The 18,015-nt window shown below is 32.8% G+C and carries 13 protein-coding genes and 1 pseudogene; 8 read left to right on the top strand and 6 right to left on the bottom strand.

Translation table 11 applies throughout. The features are described 5' to 3' along the window. The 3 genes and pseudogenes from LCI24_RS02770 to LCI24_RS02760 all read right to left on the bottom strand — a co-directional run. Nucleotides 1-1,736, bottom strand: a pseudogene (locus LCI24_RS02770) (hypothetical protein); the annotation flags it as partial. A gap of 540 nt (nucleotides 1,737-2,276) precedes the next feature. Continuing rightward, on the bottom strand, nucleotides 2,277-3,281 hold the full coding sequence (locus tag LCI24_RS02765; RefSeq protein ID WP_274639057.1) for a glycosyltransferase family 4 protein: 1,005 nt from the start codon (nucleotides 3,279-3,281) through the stop codon (nucleotides 2,277-2,279). Continuing rightward, nucleotides 3,282-4,217, bottom strand: a complete 936-nt coding sequence (locus LCI24_RS02760) for a hypothetical protein (RefSeq protein WP_274639056.1) — start codon at nucleotides 4,215-4,217, stop codon at nucleotides 3,282-3,284. A 101-nt stretch (nucleotides 4,218-4,318) separates the two neighbouring features. Between LCI24_RS02760 and LCI24_RS02755 the strand changes: the two genes are divergently transcribed. Genes LCI24_RS02755 through mscL form a run of 3 tightly spaced genes read left to right on the top strand, consistent with a single transcriptional unit; the run spans nucleotide 4,319 to nucleotide 6,483 of the window. Beyond that, nucleotides 4,319-4,936 carry a thymidine kinase gene (locus LCI24_RS02755; RefSeq protein ID WP_274639055.1) on the top strand — a complete coding sequence of 206 codons (618 nt, stop codon included), beginning with the start codon at nucleotides 4,319-4,321 and terminating at the stop codon, nucleotides 4,934-4,936. Next, nucleotides 4,926-6,029: an alanine racemase gene (gene alr, locus LCI24_RS02750; protein ID WP_274639054.1), complete on the top strand. Its 1,104-nt coding sequence runs from the start codon at nucleotides 4,926-4,928 to the stop codon at nucleotides 6,027-6,029. The genes LCI24_RS02755 and alr overlap by 11 nt, the downstream gene beginning before the upstream one ends. A gap of 52 nt (nucleotides 6,030-6,081) precedes the next feature. Next, complete coding sequence (gene mscL / locus LCI24_RS02745; protein ID WP_274639067.1) at nucleotides 6,082-6,483, top strand: large-conductance mechanosensitive channel protein MscL; 402 nt, start codon at nucleotides 6,082-6,084, stop codon at nucleotides 6,481-6,483. A gap of 62 nt (nucleotides 6,484-6,545) precedes the next feature. Here the strand turns inward: mscL and LCI24_RS02740 are convergent, their stop codons facing one another. After that, nucleotides 6,546-7,136 (bottom strand): carboxymuconolactone decarboxylase family protein, encoded by a 591-nt coding sequence (locus tag LCI24_RS02740; protein ID WP_274639053.1) that lies wholly within the window; start codon nucleotides 7,134-7,136, stop codon nucleotides 6,546-6,548. Nucleotides 7,137-7,256: 120 nt separating this feature from the next. On the opposite strand from LCI24_RS02740, the gene LCI24_RS02735 reads away from it, so the two are divergent. The 3 genes from LCI24_RS02735 (at nucleotide 7,257) to LCI24_RS02725 (ending at nucleotide 9,807) form a co-directional block, all read left to right on the top strand. Then, the gene (locus tag LCI24_RS02735) at nucleotides 7,257-7,682 is read left to right on the top strand and encodes an OsmC family protein (protein ID WP_028891787.1); all 426 of its coding nucleotides are present in this window, start codon (nucleotides 7,257-7,259) and stop codon (nucleotides 7,680-7,682) included. Between the two features lie 21 nt (nucleotides 7,683-7,703). Then, the gene (gene recJ / locus LCI24_RS02730; protein ID WP_274639052.1) at nucleotides 7,704-9,389 is read left to right on the top strand and encodes a single-stranded-DNA-specific exonuclease RecJ; all 1,686 of its coding nucleotides are present in this window, start codon (nucleotides 7,704-7,706) and stop codon (nucleotides 9,387-9,389) included. Nucleotides 9,390-9,462: 73 nt separating this feature from the next. Then, nucleotides 9,463-9,807 carry a hypothetical protein gene (locus LCI24_RS02725; protein ID WP_274639051.1) on the top strand — a complete coding sequence of 115 codons (345 nt, stop codon included), beginning with the start codon at nucleotides 9,463-9,465 and terminating at the stop codon, nucleotides 9,805-9,807. Nucleotides 9,808-9,842: 35 nt separating this feature from the next. Here the strand turns inward: LCI24_RS02725 and LCI24_RS02720 are convergent, their stop codons facing one another. Next, nucleotides 9,843-10,895 carry an endonuclease/exonuclease/phosphatase family protein gene (locus tag LCI24_RS02720; RefSeq protein ID WP_274639050.1) on the bottom strand — a complete coding sequence of 351 codons (1,053 nt, stop codon included), beginning with the start codon at nucleotides 10,893-10,895 and terminating at the stop codon, nucleotides 9,843-9,845. Between the two features lie 187 nt (nucleotides 10,896-11,082). Between LCI24_RS02720 and LCI24_RS02715 the strand changes: the two genes are divergently transcribed. Together LCI24_RS02715 and LCI24_RS02710 are read left to right on the top strand one after the other, a co-directional pair. Then, nucleotides 11,083-13,842: a TonB-dependent receptor gene (locus LCI24_RS02715; protein WP_274639049.1), complete on the top strand. Its 2,760-nt coding sequence runs from the start codon at nucleotides 11,083-11,085 to the stop codon at nucleotides 13,840-13,842. A 12-nt stretch (nucleotides 13,843-13,854) separates the two neighbouring features. Then, on the top strand, nucleotides 13,855-15,831 hold the full coding sequence (locus tag LCI24_RS02710) for a DUF5689 domain-containing protein (protein WP_274639048.1): 1,977 nt from the start codon (nucleotides 13,855-13,857) through the stop codon (nucleotides 15,829-15,831). A 68-nt stretch (nucleotides 15,832-15,899) separates the two neighbouring features. On the opposite strand, the gene LCI24_RS02705 is transcribed toward LCI24_RS02710, so the two are convergent. Continuing rightward, entirely contained in the window at nucleotides 15,900-17,981 is a 2,082-nt protein-coding gene (locus LCI24_RS02705; RefSeq protein WP_274639047.1) for a M20/M25/M40 family metallo-hydrolase, read from the bottom strand. Nucleotides 17,982-18,015: the final 34 nt, after the last annotated feature.

The raw sequence follows: 18,015 nt of genomic DNA, 5'->3' as shown, positions 1-18,015 counted from the left end.
CATTCTTCTAGCATGATATCGTCTTGGTCGGCAATTACTGGGGCTTCATCATCTGCTGTAACTGTAAATGTTCTTTCACAAGAAACTACTTGTTCACATTCATCAGAGACTTCATATCTTAAAACAACACTTCCTCCACAAGCATCTGGCGCTTCAAGAGTATTTACATCAACTTCATTTTCTCCTATATAATATTTCTCTACTACTGTTCCATTTCCTCCTGAAGTTGAAAATCCAGATAACCAAGTAGTAAAAGCACTATTAATATCTTCTTGTGAAGTACATTCTAGTATTGTTTGGTTTTCTGGACAAACTTGATTCAAAGGAATTAAAGGCTCTCCATTCACCTCAAAATCATCTTCTGCCGTACAACCAAAAACTCCTGGAGCAAACTCTAAGGTTGCTGCTACACTATACGTCCCTGCTTCAGTTACTTCTAAAGTGTTTCCTGTTTCTCCTTCTAATTCTTCTCCGTTTTTATACCACACATACGTAAAGGTATTTCCTTCTGGAGTTGCAGTTGCTGTTAATGTAATACTGTCTTCTGTACATCCTAAATCTTCACCTTCAATTTCTACTGTTACTTCAGGTGTGTCTGCTAAACTAAATGGCCCCGCTAAATCTTTTAACTCTGCGGTAAATGAATCTGAAGACCTTGTTTTTACAATTACACTTCCTAACGGACTTATACAATCTATTCCAGGAGTACTACTTGAATCAAAACCTAATGCTGATGCATTAATTGCTATTTCTGCAAAAGTAGTTTGAGAGTAGTCAGACACTATATTTCCTCCTTTATTAATTGTTCCCCAAGGCCCTGCTGGCACAGGACCAGCGTCATTTACCTGAGAGAATACTGCATCTGGTGCTCCTTGTCTTAATTGTATTTCTGCATACCCATAATTTCCTGCTCCATCACCACCATCATATTGCACATACCCATTATTATCTTGCTTAAACTCAAATGGTCTAAAGGGTAACGTGTTATGTGTATCAAAATAAGAATCTGGAACCCCTACTAATTCAACCCAAACAAATAGTTTGATTATTGCATTAGCTCCTCCATTAGCATAATTAACAGAAAGGATGATATCTCCATGTTGTAGTACTGAACCATCTGGGTTAAATACATATGGGGTTCTTCCTCCTGTAGCTGATAAGTCCACCTCTGATTGAATAGTTCCACCTACTAAGTTTACTTTTTCTCTAAAATATTCGAAGTCTAAATAGCTATCTCCACTATCATTTCTTGTTGAAGCTCCTAAAAAAGCCCATTCATCTGTTCCCACAGTAGCTCCTTCTCTTCTTAAGTGTCCAAAAACATCTATAATATCATTTTTTTGAGGTACTGAGGCATCAGTAATTGTCCAAGTATTTGGATTATCATTGTTTTTATCTGACCCTCCTGTAAATACATTTGAATCTGTATTATTACCCTGAGCATTCTGATCCCTGATAAATACAGCATCTATCCACAATCTTCCATCTACAACTGTGTAAATAGGAACACTCATTCTTATTTCAGCAGAAGCATTATCGTCTACTAATAGATTTGCTGTAACTGCTGTTGGCGTTTCGTCTATCACCCCTTTTCCTGAGTCTCCTAAAAACCAATCGTCTGTTCCAAATGGGAAGACTGCTCCATTTGGAAAGGATACTATTCCTGAATACACATCAGCATCAACACCAAAGTTGGCCTGAACCGTTGTTTCTGTATTTACTAATTGTGCATTCACTGCATTTGTTGAAAACAAAAAAAGCACGACAAGAAAACCCGTCATACTATATAGGCACCTTTTAAAACCTTCATCAATGCAGTTTTTTAACGTTTTTAACCCTCTCCTTTTACAGGCAGGTTCTGTATCATTAAGCAACATATTGTAATATTTTACATGGTATTATTCTTTAATTTTATGTTATTAAAGGGGTTACACATCTAGCTGACATAAGAAGTAAATCAGCTGTAAAACATCTATTAAAAAGGTTGTTAAATAACTAAAAGTATTAATCTTTCGTTTTAAGAGAGGTTACAATATAAAGAGGTTAAAAGGGATTTTTTGTTGAGAGGTTACAAAAACTCATGTAAGAAATATGAGTTAGGAGAGCAAAGTTAATCAATTAACACTTATTTAACAACCTAACTTACAGACACTAAAAAGAAAAAGGGGTTTTCCCCCTATATCTAAAAGCACTCCTTTAAAGTCATTTAATAACTACGGAGCTATTGTTTATTGAATTAAAAAGTTTGATCTTTTTTCAGGTAAAATACTTAATTGCTAAGGTTTTTTATTGATTTCTTTGTACACTTCAACCAAACCTTCAGCTTCTTTTCGAGCACTCCAATTTTCTTCAATTTCTTTTCTAGCACTACTTCCTAAACTAGGAAGCTTATCATTTATTAGGTTTGTAATTATTTCTTGAAGTTCTGCTGTATTTCCTGAAGTAAACAAGTATCCTGACTTTAAATTTGCTATTAGTTCAGAATGTACTCCAACATTTTTTGTTGCTACTACTGTATTTCCGCATGCCATTGCTTCAGCACAAACTAAAGAAAACCCTTCTGTAAAAGATGGTACTACCGAAATTTTAGCTGCTTGATAATAAGAAACAATATCTAGAGTTTCATCAATAAAATAAACCTGATTTTCTACTTTATTTTTTTTTGCTATAGCTTTTAATTCTTCTAAAAATGGTGGTTTATCTACTTTCCCTACAACAACCAATGCCCAGTCTTTATTTTTTTGTAATTCAGGTGCTACGGCTTCTAATAATACTATTTGTCCTTTCGCTTTTCTTACTCTTCCTGCACAAAGGATAATATTCTTTTGAGCAATGTTACTTAACTTTTTTTCTGGATTAGGAATAAAAAGGTTTGTATCTACACCATGCGGTACCTTTACGTTAGATATCCCTAAACTCTTATGCATTGAATTTGTTAACGTAACAACCTCATCTGATTTCTTCAATAAAAACTTAGTAAAACCAGACGGTTCTGTTTCAGCATGTCTTGTAGCTACTAGTTTGAATTTTGCTCCTAAAGTTCTATACCGTAGCATTTTTAAAATTTCATTGTTACGATGACAATGAACGACTATATTTTCTTTGGAAAACAGTAACTTTTTTAACTGAGAAACTGTAATTTTTTCTCCTTCTATGCCATACCCATACAAATAAGTCGTACACAACCTCTTTAATTCAGGAAGTATGTTTTCAATACTTCTTGTAACACCTGTTCTTCGTTTATGAAAGTGAGTATGTATAACTATAAGATTAGAATTCATCTAAGCAAACCTTCTTTCAATGATTTCCAACAACCTATTTTCATATTCTTCTTTTTCCGACCAGTCATAATCTGGTTTTATCATTTTATTGATAAACTTTTTCGCTTCTTTTTCTGTTTTAATAGTATTTAGTTGAGATACTACTCTGTTAAAATCGTTTTGATCTCCATTAAACAAATGTTTAACAAAAGCAATCCTGTCATTCAAATCAATTTGAATTGTAGTTTGAAAGTGGTCATTTAATGATTTCTTAGGTGTTGCTTTAGTGAATAAGTCTGTCATAACATCAACCGAAATGGTATCTTGTAACTCATCTTCTAAAGTTGGAGTTTTTCTTTCTCCAACATCTTTTACATCATTTTTTACATCGTCAGCATCTCCATGTAATAGTTCTTCTAACTCATCAAAAGGCTGCTCAATAATTTCATTAGTAATTATTTCTTCACTAATTCCTTCTATTACTTTTTCAGCTATTTCATCTGCTTCTTGCTCAAACTTTTCTTTTAAGTCTTCTTCTAAGTGATGTACTTTTCTATCTTCTAAAGGTTCTTCCTTTTGTACCTTTTCTTCTACAGACTTTTCTACTTTTTCTTCTTCTTGAATTGATTGAATTGGTTGTTCCGTCTTTTCTATATCAGCACCTAAATCACCTATAACCTCTTCCTCTACACTTACCTCTTCTACTTTAGACAAAATTTCTTCCATCGTTTCTGCCTGCTTTTTTTCTTCAGCAAGTAAAACTTCTTTTAACAGCTCTTCTTTGGTTTTTGTTGGATTTGGAGTGTTATTTATATATTCTTCTACATACGCTAAAACCGAAAGTTTTTCGTAAACCTCATATGCTTTTTGTTTTAACTCAAACACATCTTCTCTATTTTTCATCTGTAAGATACTGTGTGCTAAACTGGTTAAATCCGATGCTAGTTTTTTGTGCATAAGTTGTTGTTTGAATTTAATTTTTGCTGTTAAATTTTAATAAATTTGTTCCTCATTCGAAAGTAATACAAAAATCAATAATTAGAGCTTAAAATTACAAAATGTTTCTTGAAAATACAGTAAATCATACAGAACAATTTGGTTGGATTGAGGTAATTTGTGGCTCAATGTTTTCGGGGAAAACCGAAGAATTAATTCGTAGACTTAAACGTGCGCAGTTTGCTAAACAACGTGTTGAGATTTTTAAACCTTCTGTTGACACAAGGTACGATGATGAGGAAGTAGTATCTCATAATGAAAATAGAATTCGTTCTACACCAGTTCCTGCATCTTCAAATATTAGACTATTAGCTAATGATGTTGATGTTATTGGAATAGACGAAGCACAGTTTTTTGACGACGAAATCGTAGCTGTCTGTAACGATTTAGCCAATAGAGGAATTCGTGTTATAGTAGCTGGTTTAGATATGGATTTTAAAGGAAAGCCATTTGGACCTATGCCTGCATTAATGGCTACCGCAGAATATGTTACTAAAGTTCATGCTGTATGTACACGTACAGGAAATTTAGCCCACTATAGTTATAGAAAAGCTCAAAGTGATGACTTAGTCCTTTTAGGCGAAACTCAAGAATACGAACCACTAAGTAGAGCTGCTTATTATAAGGCTATGAAGGAACACGAAATGCATAATAAAAAAGAACGTAATAATGAACAGTAATCACGTAACCGTATTAGAAATTGATGCTAAAGCTGTACTACACAACTTAGCCTATTTTAAACAGAAACTACAGCCTACAACAAAAATATTAGTTGTTGTTAAAGCTTTTGGTTACGGAAGTGAGTCTACAGAGATTGCCAAAATCGTACAAGACCATGTTGATTATTTTGCTGTTGCTTATTCAAGTGAAGGAATAGCTTTGCGCGAAGCTGGAATTTCAACTCCTATTTTAGTTCTAAATCCACAAATTCAAAACTTAAAAGATATTGTAAAATATCGACTTGAACCTAGTTTGTATAGTTTCAAAATATTTGATGCTTTTTTAAAACTTGCTGATGAAGAACCTTTAATGAACTACCCTATACATTTAAAATTTAATACAGGGTTAAATCGATTAGGGTTTTGGCACACTGATGTTCCCACCATTGTAGCAGAGCTAAAAAAATCAAATAACGTAAAAGTTGAGTCTATATTTTCTCATTTAGCTGCTAGTGAAGACCCTCGTGAGCAAGAATTTACTATTGGACAAATTAACAACTTTGCTTATATAATAAAACAAGTTTATGAGCACTTAGGATATCAACCCATGATACATATCTTGAATACATCAGGAATTATCAATTACCCACAAGCTCAATTTGATATGGTACGCCTAGGAATAGGTTTATATGGTTTTGGAAATAATGAACAAGAAACCGCTCAACTTAAAAACACACACTCGCTTAAGTCTATAATTTCTCAAATCAATATAGTTCAACCAGGTGAAACAGTTGGATACAATAGAGCTTTTGTAGCTAGTCAACCTACACGAAGTGCAACCATTCCTATAGGACATGCTGATGGCATTTCAAGAAAGCTAGGAAATAAAAATGGATTCGTTTTCATTAACAATCAACCAGTACCTATCATTGGAAATGTGTGTATGGATATGATTATGGTAGATGTTACTAAGATTGATTGTAAAGAAGGTGACGAAGTTATTATTTTCAATCATCAACAACATGTAGAATATATGGCTCATAAATGTGAAACTATTTCATACGAAATACTTACTGCCTTATCTCAACGTATAAAAAGATTGGTGAAAAGTTAATTTTTTTATACTTTTCAATTCAATTAACTATTTAAAATTCAAAAATATGGGAATGCTCAAAGAGTTTAAAGACTTTGCAATGAAAGGAAATTTAGTAGACATTGCAGTAGGTTTTGTAATGGGTGCTGCTTTTAAACAAGTAGTAACTTCTTTTACTGGAGGAATTGTTTCTCCTTTAATTGGACTTATTTTCAAGGCTGATTTTAAAGACGTAAAATACATTCTTAAAGAAGGTGTAGCTGATGAGGCTGGTAAAATAACAGGAGAAGTTGCTATAATGTATGGTGAGTTTTTAACCAATGTTATCGACTTTATTATTGTAGCTTTTGTAATGTTTATGGTTGTAAAAGCTGTAAATGCTATGAAGAAAAAAGAAGAACCTGCACCAGAAGCTCCAAAGGGACCTAGCCAAGAAGAGTTATTGGCAGAAATTAGAGATTTATTAAAAAAATAATCAATTAAATACTTAATAAAAAAGCTCGCAATTGCGAGCTTTTTTATTTTTGATAATTTCATTTATACATGCTTTCCTTTATTCCAACCATGTTTTCCTAAATATTGTTCTCCACTTTCCACTGCACCATCTTCTATACTTGTTCCCATAGAATCATTCCATCTATTTAAATATCCAAAGAGAGAAATTACTCCTAACATTTCAACAATTTCACCTTCTTCCCAGAATTTATATAATTCTTCTTTAATTTTTTCATCCACCATATTCGGAACCATAGAAGCTGCTAATGAAAAATCTAATGCTGCACGTTCCGCATCAGAAAAGGCTGGATGTGTTTTATATTCCCAAATATTATCTAGTTGTTCTTGTTCTGCACCATAACGTTCTGCGGCACGAATTGCATGAGCTTGACAATAACGACAACCCGTAGCATTACTACTTACCCAAGCAATCATTCTTTTTAATGCTGAAGTTACACGGCCATGGTTTGCCATAACTGCTTTATTTAAATTGATAAAAGCTTTGGAAATTTCTGGTCTACGTTGCATAGTTAACACTGAATTAGGGCAAAAGCCTAATGTTTCATTATAAAAATCGGATAGTTGTTTGGTTTCAACATCGTGGTTTGGATCTAAAGGAGTTACTAAAGGCATAGATTTATTTTTTAAGTTTTTAATACTAACTTTTTACTGTAAGTTTGTGTTACTATTTAAATGTATTAAGTCGAAATGTACATTGACTTACTTACGCAATAAACAAAAAATTATCAAGATATGGCAACAAACACAGTTACAACCGTTTGGAAAGAAAACATGCAATTTGAAAGTGATAATCCTAGTGGACATCCAATAGTTATTGATACTTCTGAAGAGCATGGAGGAAATAATACTGGTTTACGACCTAAAGCTATGATGCTTTCTTCTTTAGCTGGTTGTTCAGGTTTAGACATTGTTCCTATGTTAGAAAAAATGCGTGTTAAAATTGATGATTTTAAAATTGTTGTTACTGGTGAATTAACCGAAGAACACCCAAAATATTATCATAAAGTATTAGTAGATTATCATTTTTACGGAAGTGATTTAGATGAGAAAAAAATTAATAAAGCAGTAGATTTATCTATAGAGAAATATTGTGGTGTTATGGAAATGTTTAGAAAATTTGCTGATGTAACTACAGCTATTCATTTACATAACAACTAATTTATTTTTGATAAAATTGCTATGCGCTGGACATTAAAACCGCAACCAGACACCATTAAAGTAAAACAATTAGCTAAAGAATTATCTATCGATACAACCTTGGCTAAAATTTTGGTACAACGTGGTATTGAAACATTTGATGAAGCTAAACATTTCTTTCGCCCTTCGTTGAGTGATTTACACAATCCTTTTTTAATGAAGGATATGGAAATTGCAGTACAACGCATTGAAACAGCTATTGCAAACAACGAAAACATTTTAGTTTTTGGTGATTACGATGTTGACGGAACTACAGCTGTTTCTTTGATGTCATCATACCTAAAAACAATTCATCCTAATATTGCAACCTATATTCCTGATCGTTATGAAGAAGGATATGGTGTTTCTTTTCAAGGAATTGATTTTGCTGAAGACAATGGGTTTTCTCTCATCATAGCTTTAGACTGCGGTATTAAAGCCATTGATAAAATTGCCTACGCTACTGAAAAAAAAATCGATTTTATTATTTGTGACCATCACAAACCTGGAAGTGAAGTTCCAAAAGCGATAGCTGTTTTAAACCCTAAGCAAACAGATTGTAACTATCCGTATGATGAATTGTGTGGTTGTGGAGTTGGCTTCAAGTTAATTCAAGCTTTAGCTTCAAAAAGAAATCAAACGATTGAAGATTTAATTCCATATTTAGACTTAGTAGCTACTGCAATTGCCGCAGATATTGTTCCAATGACTGGTGAAAATAGAACATTGGCTTACTACGGATTGCAAGTTATCAATTCTCAACCTCGAAATGGTATCAAAGCCATTATTCATCAATTACAAAAAAAAGAACTCACCATTACCGATGTAGTTTTTATAATCGCTCCGCGGATAAATGCTGCTGGACGTATGAAACATGGAAATTATGCTGTTGAATTGCTAACCGAAATGGATTTTGACTCGGCAATTGAATTTGCTTCAGCAATAGAAAAATTTAATTCAGATAGAAAAGAATTGGATAGAGCTATCACCCAAGAAGCTTTACTTCAAATTGAAAACAACAACGAACAAGAGAAATACACTACAGTAGTTTTTGATGAAAACTGGCACAAAGGTGTTATTGGTATTGTAGCCTCTCGTTTAACAGAAACCTACTACAGACCTACTTTGGTCTTTACTAAAAGCGGTGATAAATTAGCTGCTTCTGCTCGTTCAGTAAAAGGATTTGATGTATATAATGCTTTAGAAGCATGTTCTGAGTTTATAGAACAATATGGAGGACATAAATATGCTGCAGGTTTAACGCTCTTACCCGAACAATATGAAAATTTTAAAAATAAGTTCGAAGAAGTTGTTTCCGCTACTATCGAAAAAAGCTTATTAACACCTGAAATTACTATTGATGCTGAGATAGACCTGTCAGAAATTACCCCAAAATTCTTCCGTATTATTCAACAAATGGCTCCATTTGGTCCACTAAATATGAAGCCTGTTTTTACCACTACAGCTGTGAGAGACAATGGTTACGGAAAACAAGTTGGTACTGATTCTAGTCATTTAAAGTTAAATCTTATCTATGGTTCAGATCAAAAAACATACAATGCTATTGGATTTGGTTTGGGTGATAAAATAACTTCAACACAGAATGATTTTGATATTGCCTACACGTTAGATGAAAACACATGGAATGGTTATACTTCAATTCAACTAATGTTAAAAGATTTAAAGTAGCAAAAGCCTCTGTTTTTTTATTTAGAATAATTCCAAATAAACTCATATATTTGTTATCGAAATAAATATAGTTATGGACGGAATTACTAAAATATACGACAACAACATAGGTATTTCTTTTCATTGGAAAGAAAACGATTCAAACTTAGTTCAATTAATATTTAGAGACACAGGCTTTCATTTAACTGAGCAAGAAATAGAGTTATTTTTAGACAAAGTAACTGATTCTAAGCTTCAAAAAAATTGCGCTACCTGTAGTAAAGGTAAAGATTGTAGATCCATCCTACTTCAAACCCCCTCAAATAAAGTTAGCATGGCAGTATCATCAGTTGAATTGTGGCAAATAGACGACCTTTTAAAAGGGACTTTGTTTCAACTAAGAATGAATAATTATTTAAATGATATATGTAAAAATTAAAGAGGCTTGCAAAATTTGCAAGCCTCTTTAATTTTTTATTTATCTTCTTTAATTAAGTACATATATACTGGGTAATGATCGCTATATCCTCCTGTATATCTCCCATAAGAAAAACTTCTGAAAGGATACCCTTTATAACGTCCACTCTTTTGAGTTAAAAAGCGCTTATTAAAGATTCCTGACTTAAACATTTTGTATGTTGAAAAGTCTTTTTTTCCATTGTCTAATAAAGGAGAGGTGAACATAATTTGATCGAACAGGTTGATATTATCTCTGTATCCAAGTGTATTAAATCCACGACGAAACATATCTTCATACGGATTATAAATATCACCTTCTTTTACATTCTTCTTCTTACTTTTAGTTTGCAAAACAGTTTTAAAGCTAGAGTTGATAGGATCATCGTTAAAGTCACCCATAATTAACACTTTCGGATTCGGATCGTTCAGCTTAATTTTTTCTATAATTTGCTTCACTTTATAAGCTGCTTTTTCACGCAATGGTCTACTTTTTGCTTCCCCCCCTCTTCGAGATGGCCAGTGATTTACAATAACATGTATCAATTCATCATCTAAATAACCTGAGACTAATAAAATATCACGTGTATAAACTTTTCTGTTTTCATCATAAATATTAGGGTTGAACGCCTCAAAATGAATTGGTTTGAAATAACGTGGTTGGTACAGCAACCCTACATCAATTCCTCTTTTATCTGGAGAATCAAAATGGATAATACTATATCGCTTCTTTTTTAACCTTTCTGACGCTACTAAATCTTCTAAAACTTTTTTATTCTCAACTTCTGCTACACCTAAAATTGCAGGACTGGTCTTAGCCTTTTCTGCTCCTAATTGTAGGATAACCTCTCCCAGTTTATCAATTTTATCTATATAAACCTCTTCTTTATCTCCTTTCATCTCCATAATTGGACTTGCTTCATCATTCTTTTCAGGATCATTCTTAGTATCAAAAAGGTTTTCTAAATTATAAAAACCAACAGTTCTTATTTTATATTTTTTTGCTCCTTGTTGTGCATATGAAGAAAAAACAACAAGAGTTAAGACTAAAAATAAAGCTATATTTCTCATTTAATAAATTTTACGCGACAAAAGTAAAAACAATTTTCAAGCCAAAACCTATAATTTACACAAAACTAGCTTTCATAACTTTAACTTAATATTAACATAACCATAATTTTCGTAATTTTGCCTCCCTTTTGCTGAATTTTACGGCTCTGGGAATTAATATATTCAAATATTTTATAAACAATCATTTATGAGAAATTTTACGATAACAATGTTATTGCTTTTTTCAGGTTTATTTGGCTTGAATGCGCAAAATGTTGTGAAGGGGATCGTAATAAACGGCGATTCTGAAAATCCTATGCAAGGTGTTTCTGTAAGTGTAAAAGAAGCTAACATCTCTAGTACTACAGATGCTAGTGGGGCTTTTGCACTAAATGGTTTACCAAACGGAAGACAAATTGTAACGGTATCATTAAGTGGGTATGAAACCCAAAACTTTCCAGTTGAACTATCTGGAAAAACAGTAGATTTAGGTACAATCTTTATGTATGAAGATTTATCTGAAGATCAAGATTTAAGCACCATCACTATTACAGATGATGAGTTAAATGATGATACAAGTGCTGCTGATAACATTTCTGGTTTACTACAAGCTTCCAGAGATGTGTATTTACGTACTGCTGCTTTTGAGTGGAGTGGTTCATTCTACAGAGTACGTGGTTTAGATTCTGAAAACGGTAAAGTTTTAATTAATGGAATTGAAATGAACAAACTATACAACGGTAGACCTCAATGGAGTAACTGGGGAGGTTTAAACGATGTATTACGTAATCAAGAATTTAGTAATGGACTAACTCCTTCAAACTATGCTTTTGGTGGTGTTTTAGGTTCTACAAATATTAACACAAGAGCTTCTGAATATAGTGAAGGAGGGCGTATTTCTTACGCTTCTTCTAACAGAAGTTACAACCACCGTCTAATGGCAACATATTCTTCAGGTTTATTAGCTAATGGATGGGCTATAACTGTTTCTGGTAGTAGAAGAGCTGGTAATGAAGGGTATGTTGATGGTACTTTTTACGATGCTAACTCTATCTTTTTGTCACTTGAAAAACAAATTAACGATGCTCACAGCTTAAACTTAACAGTGATTGCTGCAGAAAACGAAAGAGGTAAGTCTTCACCAAATACTCAAGAGGTTTTTGATATTAAAGGAATTCGTTATAACTCTTACTGGGGAAATCAAAAAGGAAAAATGAGAAACTCAAGAGTTAAGAGGTTATACGAACCAATTGTTATGTTGAACCACTATTGGAACCTTTCTGAAAACACTACATTAAATACCAATATTGGCTTTCAGTTTGGAGAAATAGGTAACAGTCGTTTAGATTATAATGGAGCCAACAATCCTGATCCAACATACTATAGGAAATTACCTAGCTGGTATTTATCAGATCCTAATGGACCAGATTATGAAAGTGCATACAAATCATTAACTGGTTTCCAAAATGACGGACAAATTGATTGGGATGAATTATATATTGGAAACGAAGGAAACCCAGAAAATGCTCGTGTAATTTTATATGAAGATAGAAATGATGATCAGCAATTAACAGCTAATATGATTTTATCATCAGAGTTAAATGAAAATATTACACTAACTGCTAGTGGTGAATATAGAAAGTTAAAATCTGAGAACTTTGCTTCTCCAATAGATATGCTTGGAGCTACAGGTTATTTGGATGTGAATACTTTTGGTGATACTTTTTACCAACAACAAAGTAATCTTTTAACTCCTAATAGAACAATTGGATTAGGAGATCGCTTTAAGTATAACTACATATTTAATTCTGAAGTATATGGTGGTTTTGCTCAATTACAATTCAAATACAACAAAGTTGATTTTTATATAGCAGGACAAGCAAATAATACAACACACCAAAGAGAAGGTTTATTCCAAAACGGATACTTTCCAACTAACTCTTATGGCAAATCAGATAAGTTAGATTTCTTTAACTACGGAGCTAAAGGAGGGTTAACCTATAAAATTTCTGGTCGTCACTTAATTGATATAAACGGAGGTTATATTACAAAAGCCCCATCTTTACGTAACTCTTTTGCTAATGCTCGAATTAACAACAATACCATTGCAGATATTTCTGTTCTAGATAATGAGAAAGTTTTATCTGGTGATGTTAGTTATATTTTTAGAAATCCAATAATTACTTCAAAAATTACAGGGTACTATACAGATATTAAAGACGCAACGGAAATTTCATTTTATTATGCAGAAGGTCTAGGTAAAAATGACAACAGTTTCGTTCAAGAAATCTTAGCTGGTGTTGATAAAAGACATTTTGGAATTGAGTTGGGTATTGAAGCACAAGTTACCTCAACTATAAAGTTAAAAGGAGCAGCAAATATTGGTCAGTACACATATACCAACAATCCGTTTATTACACTAACTTCTGATAATTTAGCTGCAAAACAAAATGACAATGGTGTAATATACTCAGGTGTATCATCATTAAAGAACTACAAATTAGCTGCGGGTCCTCATAAAGCATACTCAGCAGGTTTTGAGTATAGAGATCCTGATTATTGGTTTGTTAGTGTTACAGCAAACTATTTAGACGAGGCTTATGTAGATGTAGCCCCAATTACAAGATCTTCTAACTTTATTGAAGATGTAGATGGTGCTGCCTTTGCCGACTACGACCCTGTAGTAGCAAGACAATTATTACAACAAGAGCAATTTGATGATTATATCGTTGTAAATGCAATCGGTGGAAAATCTTGGAAAGTAGGTGATGGTAAATATATTGGCTTATTTGCCAGTGTAAATAACTTATTCAATCAAGAATATAAAACAGGAGGTTTCGAACAAGCAAGAAATGCTAATTTCAGACAATTAAGAGATGATAAAGCTCTTGAAAAACCACTTTTTGGAAATAAATATTGGTACGGTAGAGGTACTACTTATTTCTTAAACTTAAATTATAGATTCTAAAAAACACTCAAAATGAAAAAAATAAATTTATACAAGATTTTTGCAATACTTTTTATTGCAATTTCTGCTTCATGTGTTGACAATAACGATTTTGAATTACCAACTATTGGACCAGACAAACAGTACGAGAACTTAAAGTCTTTAGACGAAATTATTGCACAATACAATGGTGATCCTATAGAGTTTGCAGAGGACGTTACTGTATATGGTTATGTAGTTTCTGATGATAGAGAAGGGAACTTTTTTAAATCAATCATTATTCAAGATAAACCAGAAAACCCAACTGTTGGTTTAGAAGTAAGAATAGATGACACTAATTTAGGTGCTCGCTACAATGTAGGTAGAAAAGTATATATCAAACTAAAAGGGCTTGCTTTAAGTAAATACTTTGCTTCTTTCCAAATAGGTGTTTTAAACGGAAATAGTACGGATAGAATTGACGCAAACGATTATATCGACTTTATTGATAGATCTTCTGAAATTGCTGAAATAGTACCAACCAACTTAACAATTGGAGAGTTAACTGATGCTCACATCAATACATTAGTTAAAATTGAAGGGTTACAATCTGAAGAAAAAGGTTTAACCTATGCTGACCCAGATCCTGATAATACTTTTTCAGTAAACAGGTACTTTACAAGTTGTGAAACTTTTGAATCTATTATCATGAGAACAAGTGGTTTTTCAACTTTTAAATCTTATCCTATTCCTGACAAAAAAGGAAGTGTTACTGCTATTTTAGGAAAGTTTAGTAGCGACTATCAATTATACATTAGAGATACAAATGACGTTAACTTTACTGAAGAGTATGGTTGCAATAACAATCCTACTGATGCTTCTTTAGCTGAAGTAAAGGCATTATATACTGGTAGTGAAACTACTGTTACTCAAAACTTAAAGTTAAAGCTTGTAATTACTTCAGATCTTTCTACAGATAATATTTCAAATCAAAATGCATTTGCTCAAGATGCAACAGCTGGTATTGCTTTACGTTTTAGTGATGCTTACGATTTAAAATTAGGAGACGAAATAGAAATTACAGTTGGCGGAGCTAAATTAAGTGAGTATAATGGCTTATTACAATTAAATGTTTCTCCATCTAATATTCTTAGTACAACAGCTGGAACATTACCTACTCCTGAAGTAATTACTATAGCACAGGCTTTAACTGGTGATTACCAAGGAAAGTTAGTACAAATTGAAGGTGTGCAGTTCAAAGACAACACTAAAAATTATGACGGTAGTAATCTGCTAATTTCTGAATGTGACGGAGATGAATTAACAACTTTTGTTAGAGGTCAAGCTACTTTTGCTAACAACCCTGTGAGTGACAAAAGAGGAACTATTACAGGAGTAATGTCTGATTTTAATGGAGTTCAAATCTATTTAAGAAATGAAAGTGATGTAAACTTTACAGAAGACTATACTACTTGTGGTGGAGGTGGTAGTAGTACTACCAATACTGTTTTCTTTTCAGAATTAGCAGATCCTAACAATAATGCTAATGCTAGATTTATAGAATTATATAATTCTGGAACTGATGCCATAGATTTAACAGGATGGGTAATTAGAAGATACACTAATGGTAATCCTGAATCTACTTCATCAATAGATTTAACCGGTAGTACAATTAACGCTGGACAAGCATTTGTTATTGCTGCACAAAAAACTGCGTTTGAAACTGCGTTTGGTTTTGCTCCTGATTTAGCTGCTGACACTGGTGGTCCTGCTGATTCAAATGGTGACGACAACATAGAACTAGTTGACCCAAGCGGTAATGTAGTAGATGTTTTTGGTGTACCTGGTGAAGATGGTTCAGATACAAATCACGAATTTGAAGATGGTAGAGCTAATCGTAAAGCTTCAGTAACACAAGGAAACCCAACATATACATTCTCAGAATGGGATATATGGAATGACACTGGTGCAGCTGGTACAACTAACGCTCCTCAAGACGCTCCTGGTAATTTTACACCTGGAGTAAGATAATCTCTTTATCATAAAAAACAAAAAGCCCAAGTTTTAAAAACTTGGGCTTTTTTATTCTATGTTTAAAATTACTTTTTAACTAATTGTTTAGTATACGTTTTTCCTGTATTATCTAAAGACACAAAATAGATTCCTGCTGATAATTTTGAAACATCTACATTATTACTTCTAGAGCTCATTTTTATTTTTTTCAACAACCTTCCATTTACATTATAAATAGCAACTTCTTTATTTTTCCACAACTCATTATTCACTTGTAAAACTATAGCACTTCCTTCTATAGGGTTCGGAGAAAAAACAATTACATCTTTATCATTTACTAAAACTTGCCTTACATTTAAATTATCGGTTTTAGCACCACCACAGTTTCCAATATTATTCCATCCACTTGAAGTTCTCTCATACAAAACATTAAAATAAACAACTCTATCACCAACCTGATAGTTTTGAGAAGAATCATATTGAGGTACACCATCACAAATATCTGTGCTAGTTCCTCCATCTCCTTCAATAATATTTAGAGTATAATCTTCAACCTCTCCATAATCAAATGAACCACAAGAAGAAGGAGTATTATTGTATCTCATAGACACTCTCATTCTTGTTACTCCTAATTTTGCAGTATTAGGTACAGTAAAGCTACCATTAACTGAATTATCAGTAGATGCACTTTTAACCCACACTTGCTCTCCGTTATCTTCAAAATCAGAATCCTGATTATAATCTATCCAAACAGCATATCCTTCTTTATAAACCGTTCCTGTCCATTTAGGTGTAACAGTTATTGTATTGGAACTTCCTTGCTCTATATCAGTTGAAATATTAGTAAAATCTTCATATCCATTTGTCGCTCCTGAATTATTATTAATTGACCCAAGTGTTACATTCTGAATATATTCATCATTTACATTATTTCCTTTTGAATCGCAATAAGTTGGTACACTTACACTTCCTTTACTTTTAGCTACCTCAATTAAATACTCTAAACCAAGTTTAGCAAATTTTGCCGCATGCGTAGCATTAGCAGTCGGAAATCTGTCAGATGTATCATTTACAGTATGAATATAAGGGCTTGAACCATTAAATGATGCTTCAAAAGGGAAAGCTGCATCATATCCTTGTTGTGCCCAACTATAATGATCAGAACAACCGTAGTTACATCGTGTATAATCGTAAGTAAATTGATGACTTCCTGAAGTATTATAATAATCCATAAGACTAGCTAAAAAAGCATTAAGGGTACTACTGTTATAACTATCATCAGAAATGTAGACATCTTTAGGTGATCCTTTATAATTTGTCATATCAAATTGTACGTACGATAACACATTAACATTTCTATTTTTATAATCCTGTGCAATCTCTTTTGAACCTCTTAAACCAACTTCTTCAGCAGCAAATGCCATAAACTCAATAGTTCGTTTTGGCTGAAAGTCCATTTGGAAGAGCACTCTAGCCATCTCTGTAATTGTAGCAATACCAGAAGCATTGTCATCAGCACCAGGTGCATTTGTTTCTCTTTCTGGACTAACAGAATCGATATGACCACCTATTATTACGTATTCATTTGGAAGATCACTTCCTTGAATTGTCATAACTACAGAAGGCATTGTAGTACTACTATGGTTAACTATTCTAACACTAACGTCAGACCTACCACTAGCCATTGTTTCCCATTTTTGTTTTAAATCTTGAACAGCTTGTGTAGCTTTTTGGGTTGTGTGATATCTAGTTCCATAATTTTCAAGTTCTACTATATGATTAGCAATATTTGTATTATTCACCAAACCTATGCTTTGATTTACAAGTTGATCTTCACTAATAGTATACGATGCTCTCTGCTGATGAGTTTTTTTACTTTGAAGTTTCTGAATGGTTTGTAAAGCTTCTTTTTCAGAAGATTCATAAATAAACCCGGGACCATGAGTTAAAATCATATGATGTAATTTTTCAGCTGCATGATGACTTAACTTTACAGCACTAAAACCATTTGTGGAGGAAAGAATCTTAATATCGGTAGGAGCAACTTTTTGTAGTTTTAAGGCATCTTTGGTTTCAATAGTACCATAAAACATTTTTTCTTGGCCGTGAACAATAGAAAAACTAAGGCACAGCAATAGTAACGAAAGTAGTAAATACTTTTTTTTCATTTTTGAAGGGTATTAATGTTAATTATAAATTTTC

Source organism: Tenacibaculum larymnensis (assembly GCF_028829235.1).
Taxonomy (GTDB): domain Bacteria; phylum Bacteroidota; class Bacteroidia; order Flavobacteriales; family Flavobacteriaceae; genus Polaribacter; species Polaribacter larymnensis.
The sequence above is the reverse complement of the archived record's forward strand: the minus strand, read 5'-3'. Positions and strand labels throughout refer to the sequence as shown.

Bases quoted from the DNA above. Each gene is read 5' to 3' on its own strand.
- LCI24_RS02765 (WP_274639057.1), bottom strand. From the start codon at position 3,281: ATGAATTCTAATCTTATAGTTATACATACTCACTTTCATAAACGAAGA.
- LCI24_RS02760 (WP_274639056.1), bottom strand. From the start codon at position 4,217: ATGCACAAAAAACTAGCATCGGATTTAACCAGTTTAGCACACAGTATC.
- LCI24_RS02755 (WP_274639055.1), top strand. From the start codon at position 4,319: ATGTTTCTTGAAAATACAGTAAATCATACAGAACAATTTGGTTGGATT.
- alr (WP_274639054.1), top strand. From the start codon at position 4,926: ATGAACAGTAATCACGTAACCGTATTAGAAATTGATGCTAAAGCTGTA.
- mscL (WP_274639067.1), top strand. From the start codon at position 6,082: ATGCTCAAAGAGTTTAAAGACTTTGCAATGAAAGGAAATTTAGTAGAC.
- LCI24_RS02740 (WP_274639053.1), bottom strand. From the start codon at position 7,136: ATGCCTTTAGTAACTCCTTTAGATCCAAACCACGATGTTGAAACCAAA.
- LCI24_RS02735 (WP_028891787.1), top strand. From the start codon at position 7,257: ATGGCAACAAACACAGTTACAACCGTTTGGAAAGAAAACATGCAATTT.
- recJ (WP_274639052.1), top strand. From the start codon at position 7,704: ATGCGCTGGACATTAAAACCGCAACCAGACACCATTAAAGTAAAACAA.
- LCI24_RS02725 (WP_274639051.1), top strand. From the start codon at position 9,463: ATGGACGGAATTACTAAAATATACGACAACAACATAGGTATTTCTTTT.
- LCI24_RS02720 (WP_274639050.1), bottom strand. From the start codon at position 10,895: ATGAGAAATATAGCTTTATTTTTAGTCTTAACTCTTGTTGTTTTTTCT.
- LCI24_RS02715 (WP_274639049.1), top strand. From the start codon at position 11,083: ATGAGAAATTTTACGATAACAATGTTATTGCTTTTTTCAGGTTTATTT.
- LCI24_RS02710 (WP_274639048.1), top strand. From the start codon at position 13,855: ATGAAAAAAATAAATTTATACAAGATTTTTGCAATACTTTTTATTGCA.
- LCI24_RS02705 (WP_274639047.1), bottom strand. From the start codon at position 17,981: ATGAAAAAAAAGTATTTACTACTTTCGTTACTATTGCTGTGCCTTAGT.